At 70.3% G+C, this 14,255-nt stretch carries 19 protein-coding genes; 1 reads left to right on the plus strand and 18 read right to left on the minus strand.

The window, feature by feature from the left end; genetic code table 11:
• Positions 1-1,112 (plus strand): zinc ribbon domain-containing protein (locus ACFQ87_RS20530; RefSeq protein WP_380612206.1); only part of this gene is annotated, 1,112 nt, incomplete at its 5' end.
• A 48-nt stretch (positions 1,113-1,160) separates the two neighbouring features.
• On the opposite strand, the gene ACFQ87_RS20535 is transcribed toward ACFQ87_RS20530, so the two are convergent.
• From ACFQ87_RS20535 to ACFQ87_RS20620, 18 genes are all read right to left on the minus strand, one after another.
• Entirely contained in the window at positions 1,161-2,084 is a 924-nt protein-coding gene (locus tag ACFQ87_RS20535; protein ID WP_380612207.1) for a hypothetical protein, read from the minus strand.
• On the minus strand, positions 2,081-2,752 hold the full coding sequence (locus ACFQ87_RS20540; protein ID WP_380612208.1) for a hypothetical protein: 672 nt from the start codon (positions 2,750-2,752) through the stop codon (positions 2,081-2,083). The genes ACFQ87_RS20535 and ACFQ87_RS20540 overlap by 4 nt, the downstream gene beginning before the upstream one ends.
• Positions 2,742-4,067, minus strand: coding sequence for a putative T7SS-secreted protein (locus tag ACFQ87_RS20545; protein ID WP_380612209.1), 1,326 nt, complete (start codon positions 4,065-4,067; stop codon positions 2,742-2,744). The genes ACFQ87_RS20540 and ACFQ87_RS20545 overlap by 11 nt, the downstream gene beginning before the upstream one ends.
• Positions 4,067-4,360, minus strand: coding sequence for a hypothetical protein (locus ACFQ87_RS20550; RefSeq protein ID WP_380612210.1), 294 nt, complete (start codon positions 4,358-4,360; stop codon positions 4,067-4,069). The genes ACFQ87_RS20545 and ACFQ87_RS20550 overlap by 1 nt, the downstream gene beginning before the upstream one ends.
• Positions 4,361-4,530: 170 nt before the next feature.
• Positions 4,531-4,791, minus strand: coding sequence for a hypothetical protein (locus ACFQ87_RS20555; RefSeq protein WP_380612211.1), 261 nt, complete (start codon positions 4,789-4,791; stop codon positions 4,531-4,533).
• Between the two features lie 207 nt (positions 4,792-4,998).
• On the minus strand, positions 4,999-5,214 hold the full coding sequence (locus ACFQ87_RS20560; protein ID WP_380612213.1) for a hypothetical protein: 216 nt from the start codon (positions 5,212-5,214) through the stop codon (positions 4,999-5,001).
• A 127-nt stretch (positions 5,215-5,341) separates the two neighbouring features.
• Positions 5,342-5,479: a hypothetical protein gene (locus ACFQ87_RS20565; RefSeq protein ID WP_380612214.1), complete on the minus strand. Its 138-nt coding sequence runs from the start codon at positions 5,477-5,479 to the stop codon at positions 5,342-5,344.
• Between the two features lie 122 nt (positions 5,480-5,601).
• Positions 5,602-6,111 carry a hypothetical protein gene (locus tag ACFQ87_RS20570; RefSeq protein ID WP_380612215.1) on the minus strand — a complete coding sequence of 170 codons (510 nt, stop codon included), beginning with the start codon at positions 6,109-6,111 and terminating at the stop codon, positions 5,602-5,604.
• A 35-nt stretch (positions 6,112-6,146) separates the two neighbouring features.
• On the minus strand, positions 6,147-6,614 hold the full coding sequence (locus ACFQ87_RS20575) for a hypothetical protein (protein WP_380612216.1): 468 nt from the start codon (positions 6,612-6,614) through the stop codon (positions 6,147-6,149).
• The gene (locus tag ACFQ87_RS20580; RefSeq protein WP_380612217.1) at positions 6,611-8,134 is read right to left on the minus strand and encodes a hypothetical protein; all 1,524 of its coding nucleotides are present in this window, start codon (positions 8,132-8,134) and stop codon (positions 6,611-6,613) included. Before ACFQ87_RS20580 ends, ACFQ87_RS20575 begins: the two co-directional genes overlap by 4 nt.
• Before the next feature lie 30 nt (positions 8,135-8,164).
• Positions 8,165-8,497: a WXG100 family type VII secretion target gene (locus ACFQ87_RS20585; protein ID WP_380612218.1), complete on the minus strand. Its 333-nt coding sequence runs from the start codon at positions 8,495-8,497 to the stop codon at positions 8,165-8,167.
• A gap of 131 nt (positions 8,498-8,628) precedes the next feature.
• Positions 8,629-9,519 carry a hypothetical protein gene (locus ACFQ87_RS20590; protein ID WP_380612219.1) on the minus strand — a complete coding sequence of 297 codons (891 nt, stop codon included), beginning with the start codon at positions 9,517-9,519 and terminating at the stop codon, positions 8,629-8,631.
• Entirely contained in the window at positions 9,516-10,202 is a 687-nt protein-coding gene (locus tag ACFQ87_RS20595) for a hypothetical protein (protein WP_380612220.1), read from the minus strand. The genes ACFQ87_RS20590 and ACFQ87_RS20595 overlap by 4 nt, the downstream gene beginning before the upstream one ends.
• On the minus strand, positions 10,192-11,511 hold the full coding sequence (locus ACFQ87_RS20600) for a WXG100 family type VII secretion target (RefSeq protein WP_380612221.1): 1,320 nt from the start codon (positions 11,509-11,511) through the stop codon (positions 10,192-10,194). Before ACFQ87_RS20600 ends, ACFQ87_RS20595 begins: the two co-directional genes overlap by 11 nt.
• Positions 11,508-11,807 (minus strand): hypothetical protein, encoded by a 300-nt coding sequence (locus ACFQ87_RS20605; protein WP_380612222.1) that lies wholly within the window; start codon positions 11,805-11,807, stop codon positions 11,508-11,510. The genes ACFQ87_RS20600 and ACFQ87_RS20605 overlap by 4 nt, the downstream gene beginning before the upstream one ends.
• Positions 11,808-12,042: 235 nt before the next feature.
• Positions 12,043-12,363 carry a multidrug efflux SMR transporter gene (locus ACFQ87_RS20610; RefSeq protein WP_355672618.1) on the minus strand — a complete coding sequence of 107 codons (321 nt, stop codon included), beginning with the start codon at positions 12,361-12,363 and terminating at the stop codon, positions 12,043-12,045.
• Between the two features lie 7 nt (positions 12,364-12,370).
• A complete protein-coding gene (locus ACFQ87_RS20615; protein WP_380612223.1) occupies positions 12,371-13,066 on the minus strand; it encodes an HAD family hydrolase in 696 nt (231 codons plus the stop codon).
• A 95-nt stretch (positions 13,067-13,161) separates the two neighbouring features.
• A complete protein-coding gene (locus tag ACFQ87_RS20620; RefSeq protein ID WP_380612224.1) occupies positions 13,162-14,247 on the minus strand; it encodes an ABC transporter ATP-binding protein in 1,086 nt (361 codons plus the stop codon).
• Between the last annotated feature and the right edge of the window lie 8 nt (positions 14,248-14,255).

The raw sequence follows: 14,255 nt of genomic DNA on the forward strand, positions 1-14,255 counted from the left end.
GCACCGGCCACACCGTGGCACTCGGCGTGGACTGGGGCCTGAACACACTCCTGTCCGCCGGGGCGGCCCGGCTCCATGACGACGGGAAGATCACCGCCCTCGGCACGGGAGCGCAGTACTGCGCCGCCGGAGTGACCGCCAAGCAGCACCGGCTGCGCCGCCACGGCGAGAAGCTGCACGCCAAGAACGACCAGTACACCCGGATCATCAACGGCGACGACCAGCACACACTCACCGGCAAGCACGCGACCCTGACCGAGGAGATCCGTCGGATTTCCGATCGCCGCTCGAACCTCAATGACGCCCTCGCCTGGTCGGCTGCCCGCTGGGCCGTGGACCAGGCCATCGCCGCAACAGCCACCGTCATCTACCTGGAAGACCTACGGTCGATGGAGGCCAGGGGCATGGGCCGCACGCGTAACACGCGTCTGTCCCAGCAGGTTCGGGGACAGATCGCCGACCGGATGCGACATCTCGCCGCCGAGGCCGGGATTGCCGTGGTGAGCGTCCCGTCGCGCAACACCAGCAGGCACTGCCCCTGCTGCCTGACGCCGCTGCGGCACCGCAAAGCCCCCGATCGTCCCACCGCGCCGGGATGGAAGTGGGCGCTCTGCCCCGACCCGCAGTGCGCCTGGCAGGGCGACCGCGACCAGGGAGCATGGCGCAGGATCGCCACACGCGGCCTCGCCCACCAGACCAAGACCGTCACCGACCGCGCCACCGCCGCCATGGCCATCCGTACGATCGTGGATGCCTTGGAGACCAAGGCGGTCATCACCCAGACCACCGGGAAGGAAGACCGGTCGAAGACCGGCCCGACCCGGAAGCGTTCACCACGCCCCGCGCCCCGGCGACGCAGGGCACCCTCCCCGGCCCGACCCCAGGGTCCGGCCGGCCAGCGTCCGGAGGGACACGTTTCAACGGACCGGCGGCTGCCCCGCGCAGCCCACCGGCACCAGGACGTGACAACGATCAGCACACCCACCGTCCGGCACAGACCGAGAGGGGCGGCGTTGGGTGCGGGCTTCCACCTGCACGCCCACGCCACCCCACCCAGATGGGAAACGATCCGAACCGATCCCGCAACCCGTGGATCACACAGGATCGCTTAGCTGATCAGAGACGCTACGCCGGGATCGTGACGGCCTTCGGGGCGGGTGTCAGGTGGTTGCGCAGAGGTAGCCGCCGACGGCGACGGTGGCGAGGACGGTCCAGAGGACGGCCCGGCTGCGGAACGCGACCCGCGCCTTGTCGTCGTCGAACATGCCGAAGAACCCCGACATCACGAAGAAGTAGGCGACCCCGGTCATGATCGTCAGGGTGGGGTCGAACCGGGCGAGCTGGAACAGGCCCAGCCACGCCGCCGAGAGCACGCACGCGGCCAAGGCGAACGGCCACCCGGTGAGACGCCTGAACCGCTCCCAGGCGCGCTTGCGGCGCTCGGTGAGCCGCCGGCGGGTCGGCCCGGGCGGGCGGGTCGGCCGGGGCTCGCGAGCCGCCCAGAGCACGATGCCATCGAGCACCGCGTTGAGGCCGATGGTCCCCCACAGCGCTGCCGGGGAGTCGGCCTCACCGGGGAGCTTGGGCGCGACCCGGCCGGCCGGGTCCACTCGGACGATGACGGTGTCGCCGGGCTTGAACCGATGGGAGTCCAGCTCGAGATTCCCGCCGGGAACAGCTTCGTCCGGGTGCTTCGGGAAGAGGGTGTACGTCCACTTCTCCCCGTCCCTGAGCGACTTCTCGACTCGCTCGAACATGACGGAGGTGGCCACGTTCCTGCCCGAGCCCAGGATCAGGTTGTGGGCGGCGATGATGCCCGTCCCGCCGGCCATGAGAAGGATCAGGATCACCATGCCCACCACGGCGCCCAGATCCTTGGACGAGAGCTCGCGCAAGCTCGCGATACCGACGCCGATCACCGCGAGGTACACGATCCCCACGCCGAAGGCGAGGAGGCCGCCCACGTACACGCCGGCGAGGACGACGCCGACGAACAGGCAGGTCAGAACGGCGATGAGGATGAGCGCGCGACGGAGGCGGCGGGTCTCGTCGCGCGTGCCCTCGTCGGACTGGGTGATCGTCAACCGAAGGCCTTCCGGATCTTGTCCCACTGCTCGGGCGGCAGGTCGTCCAGTGCCGCGTCGCGGGGCGGGTAGAAGGAGATCCCGTTGACGGCGGCGGCGACCGCCGACAGCCATTCTTCCCAGTACTCGACCTGCTCGGTGGTGAAGACGGCCGCGACCACGTGGGGGCTCCACGGGTGCGGGATCAGGAACTCCGTTTGTCGCACGGTAGTGACGGTCGACTCCGGCACCCCATAGATCGCCCCGGGTACCGGTACCGGTACGTCGCGGACGGCCACCGCCGTGCGCCCGAGCGGCAGTTCGAGCACGCCGACATCGGCCTCCGGCCAGGCGGCGGCGAGTTGTTCGGCGACCCGCTGGGGGTAGCTGCCCGGGGGACCGAGCTCCTCAGGCCGGACGAAGATGGTGAACATGCCGAGGACCGGTTCGCCGTCCGACGCTCGCGCCACGCAGGCGGAGAGGTGGACGGCACCCTCGCGCAACTGGGCCTGGAGCGCGGCCTCGGCGGCGACGACGAGGCTGAGCTTCTGCTCGGGAGTGGCGTCGGCGAAGACAGCGTCCAGGCCGTCGGCCATCCGCTCCATCCGATCGCCGAGGTCCTCGGTCAGGTCGACGGAGGTGAAACCGTCCGGAAGGGAGAGCCAGAGCGAGGGCGTGTCAGTGGCCATTGCCCGTTGCCCATCCGTACAGCCCGAAGGCGTTGCCCACCGCGAGGACGCCGCCGACGACCTTGGCCGGCGTACTGCCGCCCCAGGCCATGCCGGCGCCGCCCATGACGTTGGCGGCGCCGGTGGTGTTGTTCACCGCGCTGTTGAGGTCGTCGCTCGGGTTGTCGTGCGCCAGGGCGATGGCGGTCGGTGTGGTCAGGGTGAGCGAGGTGGCGGCCTGGACCCCGTCGGAGAGGTTCTGGGCCTTCTCCAGGGGAACCCCGAACTTGAGGGCCGGCTTCTCGACCGTGACCCGGAAGAGCGGGTTTTGCGGGTCGAGGTACTTGACCTTGCTGGCCCCGCTGGCCACTTCGCGGGCCCCTGCCTTCGCGCCTGCGGAGGCACCCGTCTTGAAGCCCACCTTCATGGCGGTGAGCCCGCCCTTGCCCGCTGCTCCCAGCAGCGGGACGGCGCCGAGGATGTCCCCGGACAGGGTCAGGTAGTTGCCGACCTTGTCCCAGGACGGCGGCCAAAGCCCTTTCGCCCCGTACTGCGCGGCGTGCGCTCCCGCTGCGGCGAGGCTCAGGGCGACGGCGGCCAGGGCGAGGGCCGGGAAGAAGATCGCCGCGACGCCGGCGATGCTCGCCGCCACCGTCAGTAGGTCGGCGCCGTGGTTCTTGAACCAGTCGCCGACCTTGTCCAGCCAGCCGGGCTCCGGCGGGGCCTTGCTGTCGGCGGCCTTGCGGATGGCGTCCGCCGCCTTGTGGGCGTCGCCGCTGTGGGTGGTCTGCAGGGTGGCGCCCTGGCTCTGGAGGTGCTGCAGGTCCTCCGTGGCGCTGCGCACGGTGGCGGCCGCTTCGTCGAGGTGCTTCTTCGCCGCGTTGTAGCGGGTCGTGGCGGCGGCGAGGGAGGCGTCGTCGGGGAAGCTCTGACCGGCCAGCTTGAGGTCGGGGTTGGCGGCGGCGGCCGTGTGCGCCTGGTCGGCCTCGGTCTCGTGCTGCCGGGCGGCGACCGCCTGGCGCTCCAACTCGGCGGCCTTGGGCTGGTGTTCGGTGAGCGCCTTGTACCAGGTGTCGAGCGCGCCGTAGGCGGTGGTGATGGAGTCGGAGGCGTCCCGTAGATAGTCGGGGAGCTTGCCGAAGTTCTCGGCGAACTTGTCGGCGGCCGTGCCGGTCCACTGCCCCTGGTGGTCGGAGATCTGCGACAGGGTCGTGTGGATGCTCCCCAGGTGCCCGGCGACCCGGCGCAGGGTGGCGCTCAGATTGGTCACGGCGGTCTGGTCGCCCGGCGCCGGGTTGAAGCCGAGGCCGTCCCAGATCGGTTTCTGGTCGGCCATCAGGCGCTCTGCGGGGTCAGGGCCTTGATGATGCTCTGCTCGGTGCCGTCGTACTCCCGCTGCACCTTCTCCAGGCCCTCGACCAGCACCTTGACGGACTCCCGGACCTTGCCGAGACCGAACTCCCACTTCTCCTGGAAGTGCTTGCCGGCGTCCTCAAGGAAGTCGTACCCGAGCCCGTCGCGGCTCGCCCCCTTCAACGCCTGCAATCCCTGGTCGAGTTCGTCGCCGCAGCCCTTGAGGTCCTGACAGAGCTTGGCGAGGAACTCCGGGCTGACGGTGAAGTCGGCCATGGAACACCCCCGTGTCGCTGATCGCTGTATCGGGGAGACGGTAACGAGGGGTTCGTGTGCGGCTGTTCGGCCTTGACGGGACCCGTACGGGGTCCTGACGGGTTCCGTATGCGGTGATGTGGCGCCGGGCGGCTCCGGCCGGGCCGGAGCCGCCCGCGAACGACGAATCCTTAATCGGGTGGGATCGGGACTTCCTCGGCGTCGAGGAAGAGGTAGGCGTGGACCTTCGCGAGGTAGTCGTACATCTCCTCGTCGGTTTCGAAGTCGATCCAGGTGTTCAAGCAGAACTCGCCGCGCGTCATTCTCCGCTCGGCGAGCATCCGCTCGAAGCCCTCCCGCTCGGCGTCGTACGAACGGAAGCTGCGAATCGTGCGCCGGATCCTGGGCAGGTAGTACGGGTTGGCCATTTCGACGTTGAGGTACACCCGCATGAAGCCGTCCAGGTCGTGCTCCCGAGGCTCCTCAGCCGGGCGGGAAGGGGAGTTACTCGCTCTCGAGAAAGGGGAGGGCGTAACCCTGCTGTGCGCTGTTCGCGTTCTCGCCATGTCATCCCCCGTATCTCTGTACGACGGGGATGAAGGATACGCCCGTACCTCTGCGGCATGTGGTGGCGGAAGTCGGGCTGGCCGACTTCCTGGTCATCGGCGGCGCCGGGCGGCCGCGCAGGCGGCGCGCGTCAGGAGAACGGTGCCGGCGCCGACGATCAGGAGGAAGACGAGGTTCGCCGCGCCGGGGTGGTCCCGGCGGAAGGGGTGGACGGCGAGTTCGGCGAGGCCGGCACTCGTGGGGATAGCGAGGACGGCGCCGAGGAGGGCGAGGTCGGTGGGCCGGTGTACTCGGGGCGGGTGGTCCACTCGATGCCGCCGCGCAGAGGGCGGAGGTAGTAGCGGCCGCCGATGACGTCCATGAGGATGCCGGTGCGTCCGGTTCTGCGGTCGTGGAGTACGTCGCCCGGGCGGGGGCTGCTGGGGGTCGACGTGCTCATCGATTGCCGTCACCGCCGATCCAGGGGGCGATCTCGCGCAGGCGGCGCAGGCGGAGGACGCCCTGGTAGGAGAGGGTGACCAAGTCGCCCCGCACCTCGACGACTTCGGCGGGGGCGAGGGGCGGCCAGGACAAGAGCGGCCCGAGCCTCCGGTTCACCACTCAGGCCTGGCGGAGCCTCGTCGCGGGCATCAAGGCCGGCGAGCTGGGTTAGTTCGGCGTGGGCGGCTCCGGCTCGGCCGGACCCGCCCAACGTCTCAGCGTGCTTCCTCGTTGTCCAGGGCTTCCAGGGAGGCCGGGTCGAGGGCGGTCGCGGGCTCCGGGGAGAGGTGCTCGTGCCAGAGCTTGATCTGTATCCGGTGGATGCCGAAGTTGAAGGCCCGGCTATCGTCGTAGAGGATCTCTCCGCCTCGCTCGTACAGGAGGATAAGGGGCTCGAACGGGTCCGGAAGGTCCGGAAGCCGCACCCCAGGTGTGTCCCGCAGGGTCGTCCATCGCACGGCCGCGCGGCAGACGAACCCGGCCGAGACGCCGTCGACGTTCTCCTCGATGTACTTCTCAAGCCGTTCGGCCAGCTCGGGGTCTACTCGAACTTCCGGGGCCAGGGCCCCTGCGATGTCGAAGTAGGGCCATCGCGGTGGACCGCCCAGTACCTCCGCCCAGAGCGAGGCCCGGCGGAGGTACTCGACCATCAGCCGGGACCGGGAGGCCGCATGCGCGTTGTGGCCCGCCGGGTGGGACCAGTCGATGGCGGCCAGGCGCTTCATCAGCGCATCAGTGAGGCGGCGTCCATGCGTTTGCGTCACGAGGTTGGTGCCGCGCGCTGCAGCCAGTCCGCCAGGTTGCCTCGGCTCATGCTCACGGTGATATCGATGTCGATCATTCCGGTGCCGTCAAGAGTGAAGCCGCCACCGTTCTCGAACAGGGAGACGATGGGCTCGTACGGGTCCGGCAGTTGGGGTGTGGGCCTGCCGGATTCCTGGAGGGCGGCGAAGTGCAAGGCTCCCACGCAGCTCTGCTGAACGGCCGTGCTTTGTAGTTCGCAGCTCTTCGAGACCTGTTCGACCAGGTCGGGGTCGGCGCGAACGGACGGGTCGATCAGGGCCGCCACGTCGAAGAAGGGCCACCTGTCCGAACCGAGCTGGTGGGCCCACAGCGCCGAACGCCGGAGGAATTCCTTCATGAGCGAGATGCGTAGCCGGGGGTCCGTCTCCGCAGGGTCCCAGTCGACGTTCGTCAGTCGGTCGGCTAGGGCGCGCGTACTGGTCACGGTTTCTTCCTCTGCGCGATGATCAAGGCTGCAATTTCGTCAAGGTTGGTCAGATCGCCGGCTATCGGGAAATTGGGCCTTTCGAGGCCCAGCCCACGCCAGGCGATGAACTGGTCCTCGCGGTGTTCGTTCGGCGCCGCCTCGTGTGCGCCCCAATTGTCCGGGGACATTACGTGGTAGCCGTCCTCCCAGTAACCTCCCCGATACGGAAGATTATGAGGAGGCTCCATCAGTATACTCTCGACGCCTTCATGGCAGGCCCACCGGAAGAATTTGGTGGATTCTGCCTTTGTGAGCGTGCCTGCTTCTGCTTTGACCCACATGTCGGCGATGTGGTCCATGGGCGCAAACCGACCGGTTGCCGGCCTTCCGTCCGGTGGTACCGGCACATCCTCGTGGACGTTTTCGAAAATATGAGCCTTGATTCTATTGAGGACATCCAAATCGTAGCCCGTATTCGCGGAGATTCGTTCCGTGTCGCCGGTGGTCTGGCGAATCTTCTCGTAAATCTGTCGGGTCAATTCGGATTCGGGCGGATCGACATAGTCCGACCCTCCGGTCCTTGGCAAGTATTCCGGGCTCTCCGGTGTCCGGCTCGGACGGCGGCTTGACCCTCCCCCCGGCGCGGCGGCGCCGCCGACGGCGCCGAGGATGAGGTCCAGCGGCATGACCGGGCCGGTCTGGAAGGCCGCGTCGTAGCCGTAGCTGAGGCCGGCGCCGGTGATCATGCGGCCGGGCATGGAGTCGGCGGCGCCCGCGACCTTGGCCAGGCCGGCCAGGGCGACCGAGGCGCCCTCGGCGCCGCCGGCCGCGGTGGAGACGGCGCGGGCGCCCGCGCCGAAACCGCCGCTGGCGCCGCCCATGATGCCGCCGGTCTCGGCGGAGTCGACGGCCTCCTTGAAGCTGTAGCCGCCGTCGTCGAAGAACTCGACCCGGATCGGCTGGGCGACGGCGAGGTCGACGGTGATGGCCTCGACGGCGCCGAACGCGGCGCCGACCAGCACGGTGGCGGCGATGGTGGCGATCGTCTCGGAGACGGTCACGCCCAGGCCCGCGGCGGTGGCGACGATGGCGGCCGCGGCGCCCCCGGCGGCGGCCTCGGAGAGCCCGGCTGTGAAGAAGGCGAGGGCGGTGCCGGCGACGAGGGTGGCGCCGACGATCGTGGCTTCCTCCTCCAGTTTCTTGATCGCCTTGTCGACCTCGGTGGCGAAGTCCCGCAGCGCCTTGGCCAGGCTGCGGCAGGCCTCGGCGGCGTCCGGCAGCCAGCCCTTGCCCTTGCCCGCGCTGTCCTTGCCGCCGTAGTACTGGCCCCAGAACTTCCCGAAGGCGTCGATGGCCGGGCCGTGGTTGTTCGCGACGATCGCGGCCGCGGCCTGGTTGGTGGGGACGGTGACGTTGTCGATGGCGGTGGCCATCGCCTCCCACGCGTCCGCGACCTTGCGCAGCTTGTCCGGGTCGGCGTCCGGCCACCACATGCCGGTGAGCTTCTGGACGGCCTTCGCGGCTGTGGATTCACCCACGTGTTGCTCCCGCCCGGGAGCGGTCGCCGCTCATATCGTCATGTTTTTCTTGGCCTGGTTGTCGGCACCGGTGTGGTTGTCGGCGTGGGCGTGCAGCCCCTCGTTGATGCTGTTCAGGCCCTTGACTAGGACATCGAGCGCGGAGAGCACGTGGTCGTGCGGGGTGTTGTAGGCCGCCGCGAACTCGTTGCCCTGCTTGTCGCTGCCCCAGGGGGCCCCGTCCTCGGTGAGGCTCTTCTTGAGCTTGTCGAGTGCGTCCTTGAGTGCCTTGCTCTGGGTCTCGAAGGTCGGCGCGGCGTCCTTCAGGTCTCCCGGCGCGATCTTGAACTCCGGCCCGCCGGCCTTCGCTGCGTCATCTGCCATGGCGTCATCCCCCGTACTTTTGTCGCGTCATTAGCAGCGAGGGGTGAGATGCCTGGTCAGAGGGCCGGGGTTGTGGACGGTTCGCGTGACGATGGTCACTTTGCGAGGTCTGGGGGTTCTCTTGGTTGAATCTAGAGGAGCAGGGCGAGACCGAACCAGGCACATCCGGCGACCAGAATGGTGGCGCCTGGTTTGGCGGACGCCTTGTCAGTGACGAGCCAGCCGTAGCAGACCGTGATGGCGAGCGCGTACAGCGAGAACAGTCCGGTGGTCAGCGGGCCGCCGACGTAGTGACGGGCGAGCAGGCTGCACAGCAGCCAGGGCGTGGAGACCGCACTCCAGGCGAGTCCGGTACGGACGGGGCCGAGGCGGGCCAGCTGCTCGCGGCCGGTGCGTGAGCGGGCGGCGAGGCGGTGCCGGAAGGGCCCGGCCGGCCGGGCGGAGAGAGCGACGTAGAGCACCGCCGCCGAGGAGGCGAGCAGGGCCGCGGCAGCCCAGAAGAGGTCGTTGCCGAGGTCGATCTGCTCGGGGCGCTTGGGGCGGGCGGTGCCGTCGGGATCGATGCGGACGGTGACCTGGCTGCCGATCCGCAGGTCCTGGTTGTGCTGGTTGAGGCGGCCGCCGGGGACGGGGACACCGTCGTCGGTCACCAGGCGGTAGTCCCACGAGGGGCCGCGATTGCCGGGGGTGCGCTCCACGTCGACGACCCGGGCGGTCACCGTGGGGCCGGCGCTCAGGACCACGTCGTCGCGGACGTTGCCCGCCGCTGCAGCCGCGACGAGGAGCGCGAGCGGGGTGACCAAGGCCGCGACGCAGCCGCGCGTCCCGCCGGCCAGGCGGCCGAGGCCCGCCGACAGGACGGCGGTGCCGAGTGACAGGACGCCCAGGCCGGCCGGCCAGCCGTACGAGCCGTAGGCGGCGGCGATGCCGACGATCGACAATGGCGCGGCGAGCGCGAGGGCGATCGTCAGTGGGATCGAGCCGCGGCTGGGCTCGGTCCTGGGAGCTGTGGCGGCGGTCATCCGAAGGCCTTTCGGATGTTGTCCCACTGCTCGGGCGGCAGGTTGTCGAGGCTCTCGTCCCGGGGCGGGTGGAAGGAGATACCGCGGAACGCCTCGGCGAGCAGCGGCAGCCACTCGGGCCAGTAGTCGATGTCCTCCGTGGTGAAGACCGCGGCGACCACGTGCGGGCTCCACGGGTGCGGGACCAGTAGTTCGAGCTGGCGCACCGTACTGACGGTGGACTCGGGCACGCCCCACACCGCGCCCGGGACCGGGACGGTCAACTCCCGTGCGGCGAGGGCGGCCCGGCCGAGGGGCAGGTCCACCACGCCGACGTCGGCGTCCGGCCAGGCCTCGGCCAACTCCTCGGCGACGCGGTCGGGGTAGCTGCCGCGCGGCCCGAGTTCCTGAGGGCGGACGAAGACCGCGAACATTCCGTGGATCGGCTCGCCGTCCTCGGCCCGGACCAGGCAGCTGGAGACGTGGACGGCGCCCTCGCGCAGCTGGGCCTGCAGGGCGGTCTCGGCGGAGATCATGACGCTGAGCTTCTGCTCGGGGCGAGCAGTCGGAAAGACGGTGTCCAGGATCTCCGCCGTGCGTTCCATCCGGTGGCCGGGGTCCTCGTCCAGGTCGAGGGAGGTGAAGCCCGCAGGCAGGGACAGCCAGAACGGGGGGACCGTGATCTCAGAGGTCTCAACGGCCATAGCCGGCCACCCATCCGCCCGTCATGAGCAGGTTGCCGACGGTGGACACGGTGCCGACGATCATGTTGGCCTTGCCACCGCCGGCCGCGAGGCCGCCCGAGCCGATGAGGTTGTTGGCGCCGGTGGTGTAGTTGACCGCGCTGTTGAGGTCGTTGCTCGGGTTGTCCTTGGTGAGGGCGTATGCGGTCGGAGCGGTGAGCCCGGCGGTGGTGGCGGCCTGGACGCCGTCGGAGATGTTCATCGCGGTCTCCTTGGAGACCCCGTACTCGACGGCCTTCTTCTCGATCGTCTTGGTGAAGATCGGATTGGCCGGGTCGGCGGCTCGGGCGGCCACCCGGACCTCGGTCGTTCCGGCGCTCATCGCCCCACGCAGGCCCGCACCGGCGGCGTTCGCCTCCCGGGCTGCGGTCCAGCCGGCCTTGGCGGCACCCACACCGGGGATCGCACCGAGGATGTCACCGCCCAGAGTCAGCCAGTTTCCGATGTTGTCCTTCGGAGGAAACAGCTTTCCGTCGGCGATGAACTTGCCCCCGTGCCAACCCGCCGCCGCGACGCTCAGCAGGATCGCGGGCAGGGCGAAGGCCGGGAAGAAGATCGCCGCGATACCGCAGGCCGCAGAGGCCACCGTCAGCAGGTCGGCGCCGTGGTTCTTCAGCCAGCTGCCGACCTTGCTGAGCCAGCCCGGCTCCGGCGGGGCCTTGCTGTCGGCGGCCTTGCGGATGGCGGTGGCGGTCTTGCGGGCGTCGGACTTGTGGCCTTCGGCGAGCTCGTGGGCCTGGCTCTGCAGGCCGGTGAGGGTCGAAGTGGCGCTGTTGACCAGCCTGGTGGCCTCGTCGAGGTGCTTCTTGGCGGCGGTGTAGCGCTGTTCGGCGGCGGCGAGGGAGGCGTCGTCGGGGAAGCTCTTGCCCGCCAGTTCGAGGTCGGGGGCGGCGGCCGCGGTGCGGTGGGCCTGTTCGGCCTGTTCCTTGCCCTGTTTGGCGGCGATCGCGGCGCGGGCCAACTCGGCGGCCTTGGGCTGGTGTTCGTTGAGCGTCTGGTACCAGGTGTCGAGGGCCTGGTAGGCGGCGGTGATGGAGTCGGCGGCGTCCTGGAGGTAGCCGGGGAGCTTGCCGAACTGGGCGGCGAAGGACTTGGCGGCCTCGCCGGTCCACTGGCCCTGGTTGTCGGAGATCTGGGTGAGCGTGGTGTGGACGCCGGTCAGGTGCTGGGAGACCCGGCGCAGGCTGCCGCTGAGGCCGGCCACGGCGGCGGGGTTGCCGGGGGCCGGATTGAAGCCGAGGCCGGACCAGTCGGGCTTGGGGTCGGTCACGACTGCCCCGCCGCCGGGGTGAGGGCCTTGGTGATGCTCTTCTCGGTGCCGTCGTAGGACTGTGCGACCTTGTCCAGGCCGTCGTCGAGGACCTTGACGCACTCGCGGACCTTCTTGAGGCCGTACTCCCACTTCTCCTGGAAGTGCTTGCCGGCGTCCTCCAGGAAGTCGAAGCCGAGTCCGTCGCGGCTCGCCTCCTTGAGCGCCTTCAGCCCCTGGTCGAGTTCGTCGCCACAGCCCTTCAGGTCCTTGGCGAGCTTGGCCAGGAACTCGGGACTGACCGTGAAATCGGCCATTTTCTCCCCCGATGCGTCGGTTGTCGGACCGGCCGAGCATAGCGCCGCTTGGTGTGTGGGCGATCCGTTGTGGCGGTTTCCGCCCGTACGCGCGCGGGATCCTTACGCGGAGGTGGCGTGGTCTTGACGTCAGCGGTGCGAGAAGCCGCGCTTTGCGGTAGCGAACGGGCCGGGGTGGGAAGTCTGCGCGTTCGACTTCCCCCCCCGGCCCGGTGGTACGCGATGTGACGACCAGTCAGTGACTGCCCTTGAGGTTGAGCACGACCACCCCGACGATCACCAGCGCGAGCCCCAGCCACTGCAGCCGGCCCAGCGACTCCCCGAAGGCGACCACACCGATCCCGGCGACCGCCGCCGTCCCGGCGCCCGACCAGACCGCGTACGCGACCGAGACCGGTATGTGCTTGAGGGCGCGGCCGAGCAGGAAGAAGGAGAGCGCGTAGCCGATCCCGACCCCGATGCTGGGCCAGAGGCGGGTGAACCCCTCGGTGAGTTTGAGGCAGCTGGTGGCGCAGACCTCGCTGATGATGGCGAGGGCGAGCAGGAGGTAGGACATGTCGCTGTCAAACCGCCGGCGCGGCGCAGAGCTTCCCGAGCAGCGCGAGGTCGACCTGCTCCAGGCTGGTCAGCAGGGTGATCCGGTCGCCGGCCGGCATCGGGACGGCGGTGGACGGCACGGCGAGCACGACGCAGCCGGCCGCGGTGGCGGAGGCGACCCCGGTCGGGGTGTCCTCGACGGCGACGCAGGCGGCCGGGTCCAGGCCCAGCCGCTCGGCGGCGGCCAGGTACGGGTCGGGCGCGGGCTTGGTGCGGGCGGTGTCCTCGGCGGCCAGGGTGACCTCGAACCAGTCGCGGCCGATCGCCGAGAGCACCAGGTCGACCACCCGGCGCGGGGAGGCGGAGACCAGCGCGGTGGGCACCCGGGCCTCGCGCAGCGCGGCCAGCAGGGCGAGCGCGCCGGGGCGCGGCACCGTCTCGGCGGCGACCTTGGCGGCGAAGGACTCGCCCAGCCGGGCGGCGAGTTCGGCCTCGCCGAGGGTGGTGCCGCTGACCTTGTGGAGGTGGGCGGCGGTGTGCTCGACGGCCTGGCCGAGCACCTCGGGGGCGTCCTGGTCGGTGAGCGGGCGGTTCAGCTCCTCGGCGAGCTCGGCGGCGGCCTGCCACCACAGTTGCTCGGTGTCGACCAGGGTGCCGTCCATGTCGAAGAGGACGGCGGAGGGGAGTGCGGACACGGTTTCAGGCATGGCGGTTTCAGGCATGGCGGTACCTTCGGTGCTTCTTCGGACGGTGCAGGGGCGGTGGAAGACCCTCGGCGGCGGGACCCTTCGCAGGGGATTCTCCCGCAGCGGGGAGCTCAGGCGGTACGGCGGTCCACCAGCACCGGGCGCTCCGGCAGCGTGAGGTCGGCGCGCGAGCCGGCCGGCAGGGCGGCGGCGGCCTCGGTGGGCAGGTCGGCCTTGACCTCGGTGCCGTCGTCCAGGCGGACGGTGAGCCGGGTGACGGCGCCCAGGAAGGACGCGGTGATCACCAGGGCCGGGCCGTTCTCGGACGGGGTGAGGGTGACGTTCTCCGGGCGGACCAGTACCTGAAGGTCGCCGTCCGCCGGGATCGCGCCGTCCACCGCGTGCCGGCGGCCGAGCACCTCGACGCCGTCCGAGGCGCGGGTGCACGGGATGCGGCTCATGGTGCCGACGAACTCGGCGACGAAGGCGGTGGCCGGTCGGCCGTACAGCTCGGACGGGGTGGCGCACTGCTCCAGCTTGCCGGCTCGCAGCACCGCGACCCGGTCGGCCATCGACAGCGCCTCCTCCTGGTCGTGGGTGACGAACAGGGTGGTGATGCCCAACTCCTGCTGCAGGCGCCGGATCTCCTCGCGCAGCTGGAGGCGGACCTTGGCGTCCAGCGCGGACAGCGGCTCGTCCAGCAGCAGCACGCGCGGCTGCAGGGCGAGCGCGCGGGCCAGCGCGATGCGCTGCTGCTGGCCGCCGGACATCTGGTGCGGGTAGTGCCCGGCGCGGTGCGGCAGGCCGACCAGCTCCAGCAACTCCTCGGCGCGCTTGCGGCGTTCGGCCTTGCCGGTGCCGCGCATCCGCAGCCCGAAGGCGATGTTGTCCAGCGCGGTCAGGTGCGGGAAGAGGCTGTACGACTGGAACACCATGCCCGCGTCGCGCTTGTGCGCCGGGATCGAGGTGATGTCCTGGCCGTCGACCAGGACCTCGCCCGAGTCGTGCTGCTCGAAGCCGGCCAGGATTCGCAGTGCGGTGGTCTTGCCGCAGCCGGACGGGCCGAGCAGGGCGACCAGCTCGCCGGGGTGGACGGTCAGGTCGAGGCCGTCGAGCGCGGTGGTGGCGCCGAAGGAGCGGCGCAGCGAGCGGAACTCGACGGTGGCGCTGCCCGGGGCGAGCGCGACGCCGGTGACGGGGGCGGTGGCCGTGGTCATGACGGTGA

Origin of the sequence: Kitasatospora sp. NPDC056531 (assembly GCF_042794375.1) — a bacterium.
GTDB lineage: Bacteria > Actinomycetota > Actinomycetes > Streptomycetales > Streptomycetaceae > Kitasatospora.

Coding starts and splice junctions, on each gene's coding strand:
- ACFQ87_RS20540 (WP_380612208.1), bottom strand. CDS start 2,752: ATGGCCACTGACACGCCCTCGCTCTGGCTCTCCCTTCCGGACGGTTTC.
- ACFQ87_RS20570 (WP_380612215.1), bottom strand. CDS start 6,111: ATGAAGCGCCTGGCCGCCATCGACTGGTCCCACCCGGCGGGCCACAAC.
- ACFQ87_RS20555 (WP_380612211.1), bottom strand. CDS start 4,791: ATGCGGGTGTACCTCAACGTCGAAATGGCCAACCCGTACTACCTGCCC.
- ACFQ87_RS20585 (WP_380612218.1), bottom strand. CDS start 8,497: ATGGCAGATGACGCAGCGAAGGCCGGCGGGCCGGAGTTCAAGATCGCG.
- ACFQ87_RS20620 (WP_380612224.1), bottom strand. CDS start 14,247: ATGACCACGGCCACCGCCCCCGTCACCGGCGTCGCGCTCGCCCCGGGC.
- ACFQ87_RS20615 (WP_380612223.1), bottom strand. CDS start 13,066: ATGCCTGAAACCGCCATGCCTGAAACCGTGTCCGCACTCCCCTCCGCC.
- ACFQ87_RS20550 (WP_380612210.1), bottom strand. CDS start 4,360: ATGGCCGACTTCACCGTCAGCCCGGAGTTCCTCGCCAAGCTCTGTCAG.
- ACFQ87_RS20590 (WP_380612219.1), bottom strand. CDS start 9,519: ATGACCGCCGCCACAGCTCCCAGGACCGAGCCCAGCCGCGGCTCGATC.
- ACFQ87_RS20545 (WP_380612209.1), bottom strand. CDS start 4,067: ATGGCCGACCAGAAACCGATCTGGGACGGCCTCGGCTTCAACCCGGCG.
- ACFQ87_RS20595 (WP_380612220.1), bottom strand. CDS start 10,202: ATGGCCGTTGAGACCTCTGAGATCACGGTCCCCCCGTTCTGGCTGTCC.
- ACFQ87_RS20610 (WP_355672618.1), bottom strand. CDS start 12,363: ATGTCCTACCTCCTGCTCGCCCTCGCCATCATCAGCGAGGTCTGCGCC.
- ACFQ87_RS20605 (WP_380612222.1), bottom strand. CDS start 11,807: ATGGCCGATTTCACGGTCAGTCCCGAGTTCCTGGCCAAGCTCGCCAAG.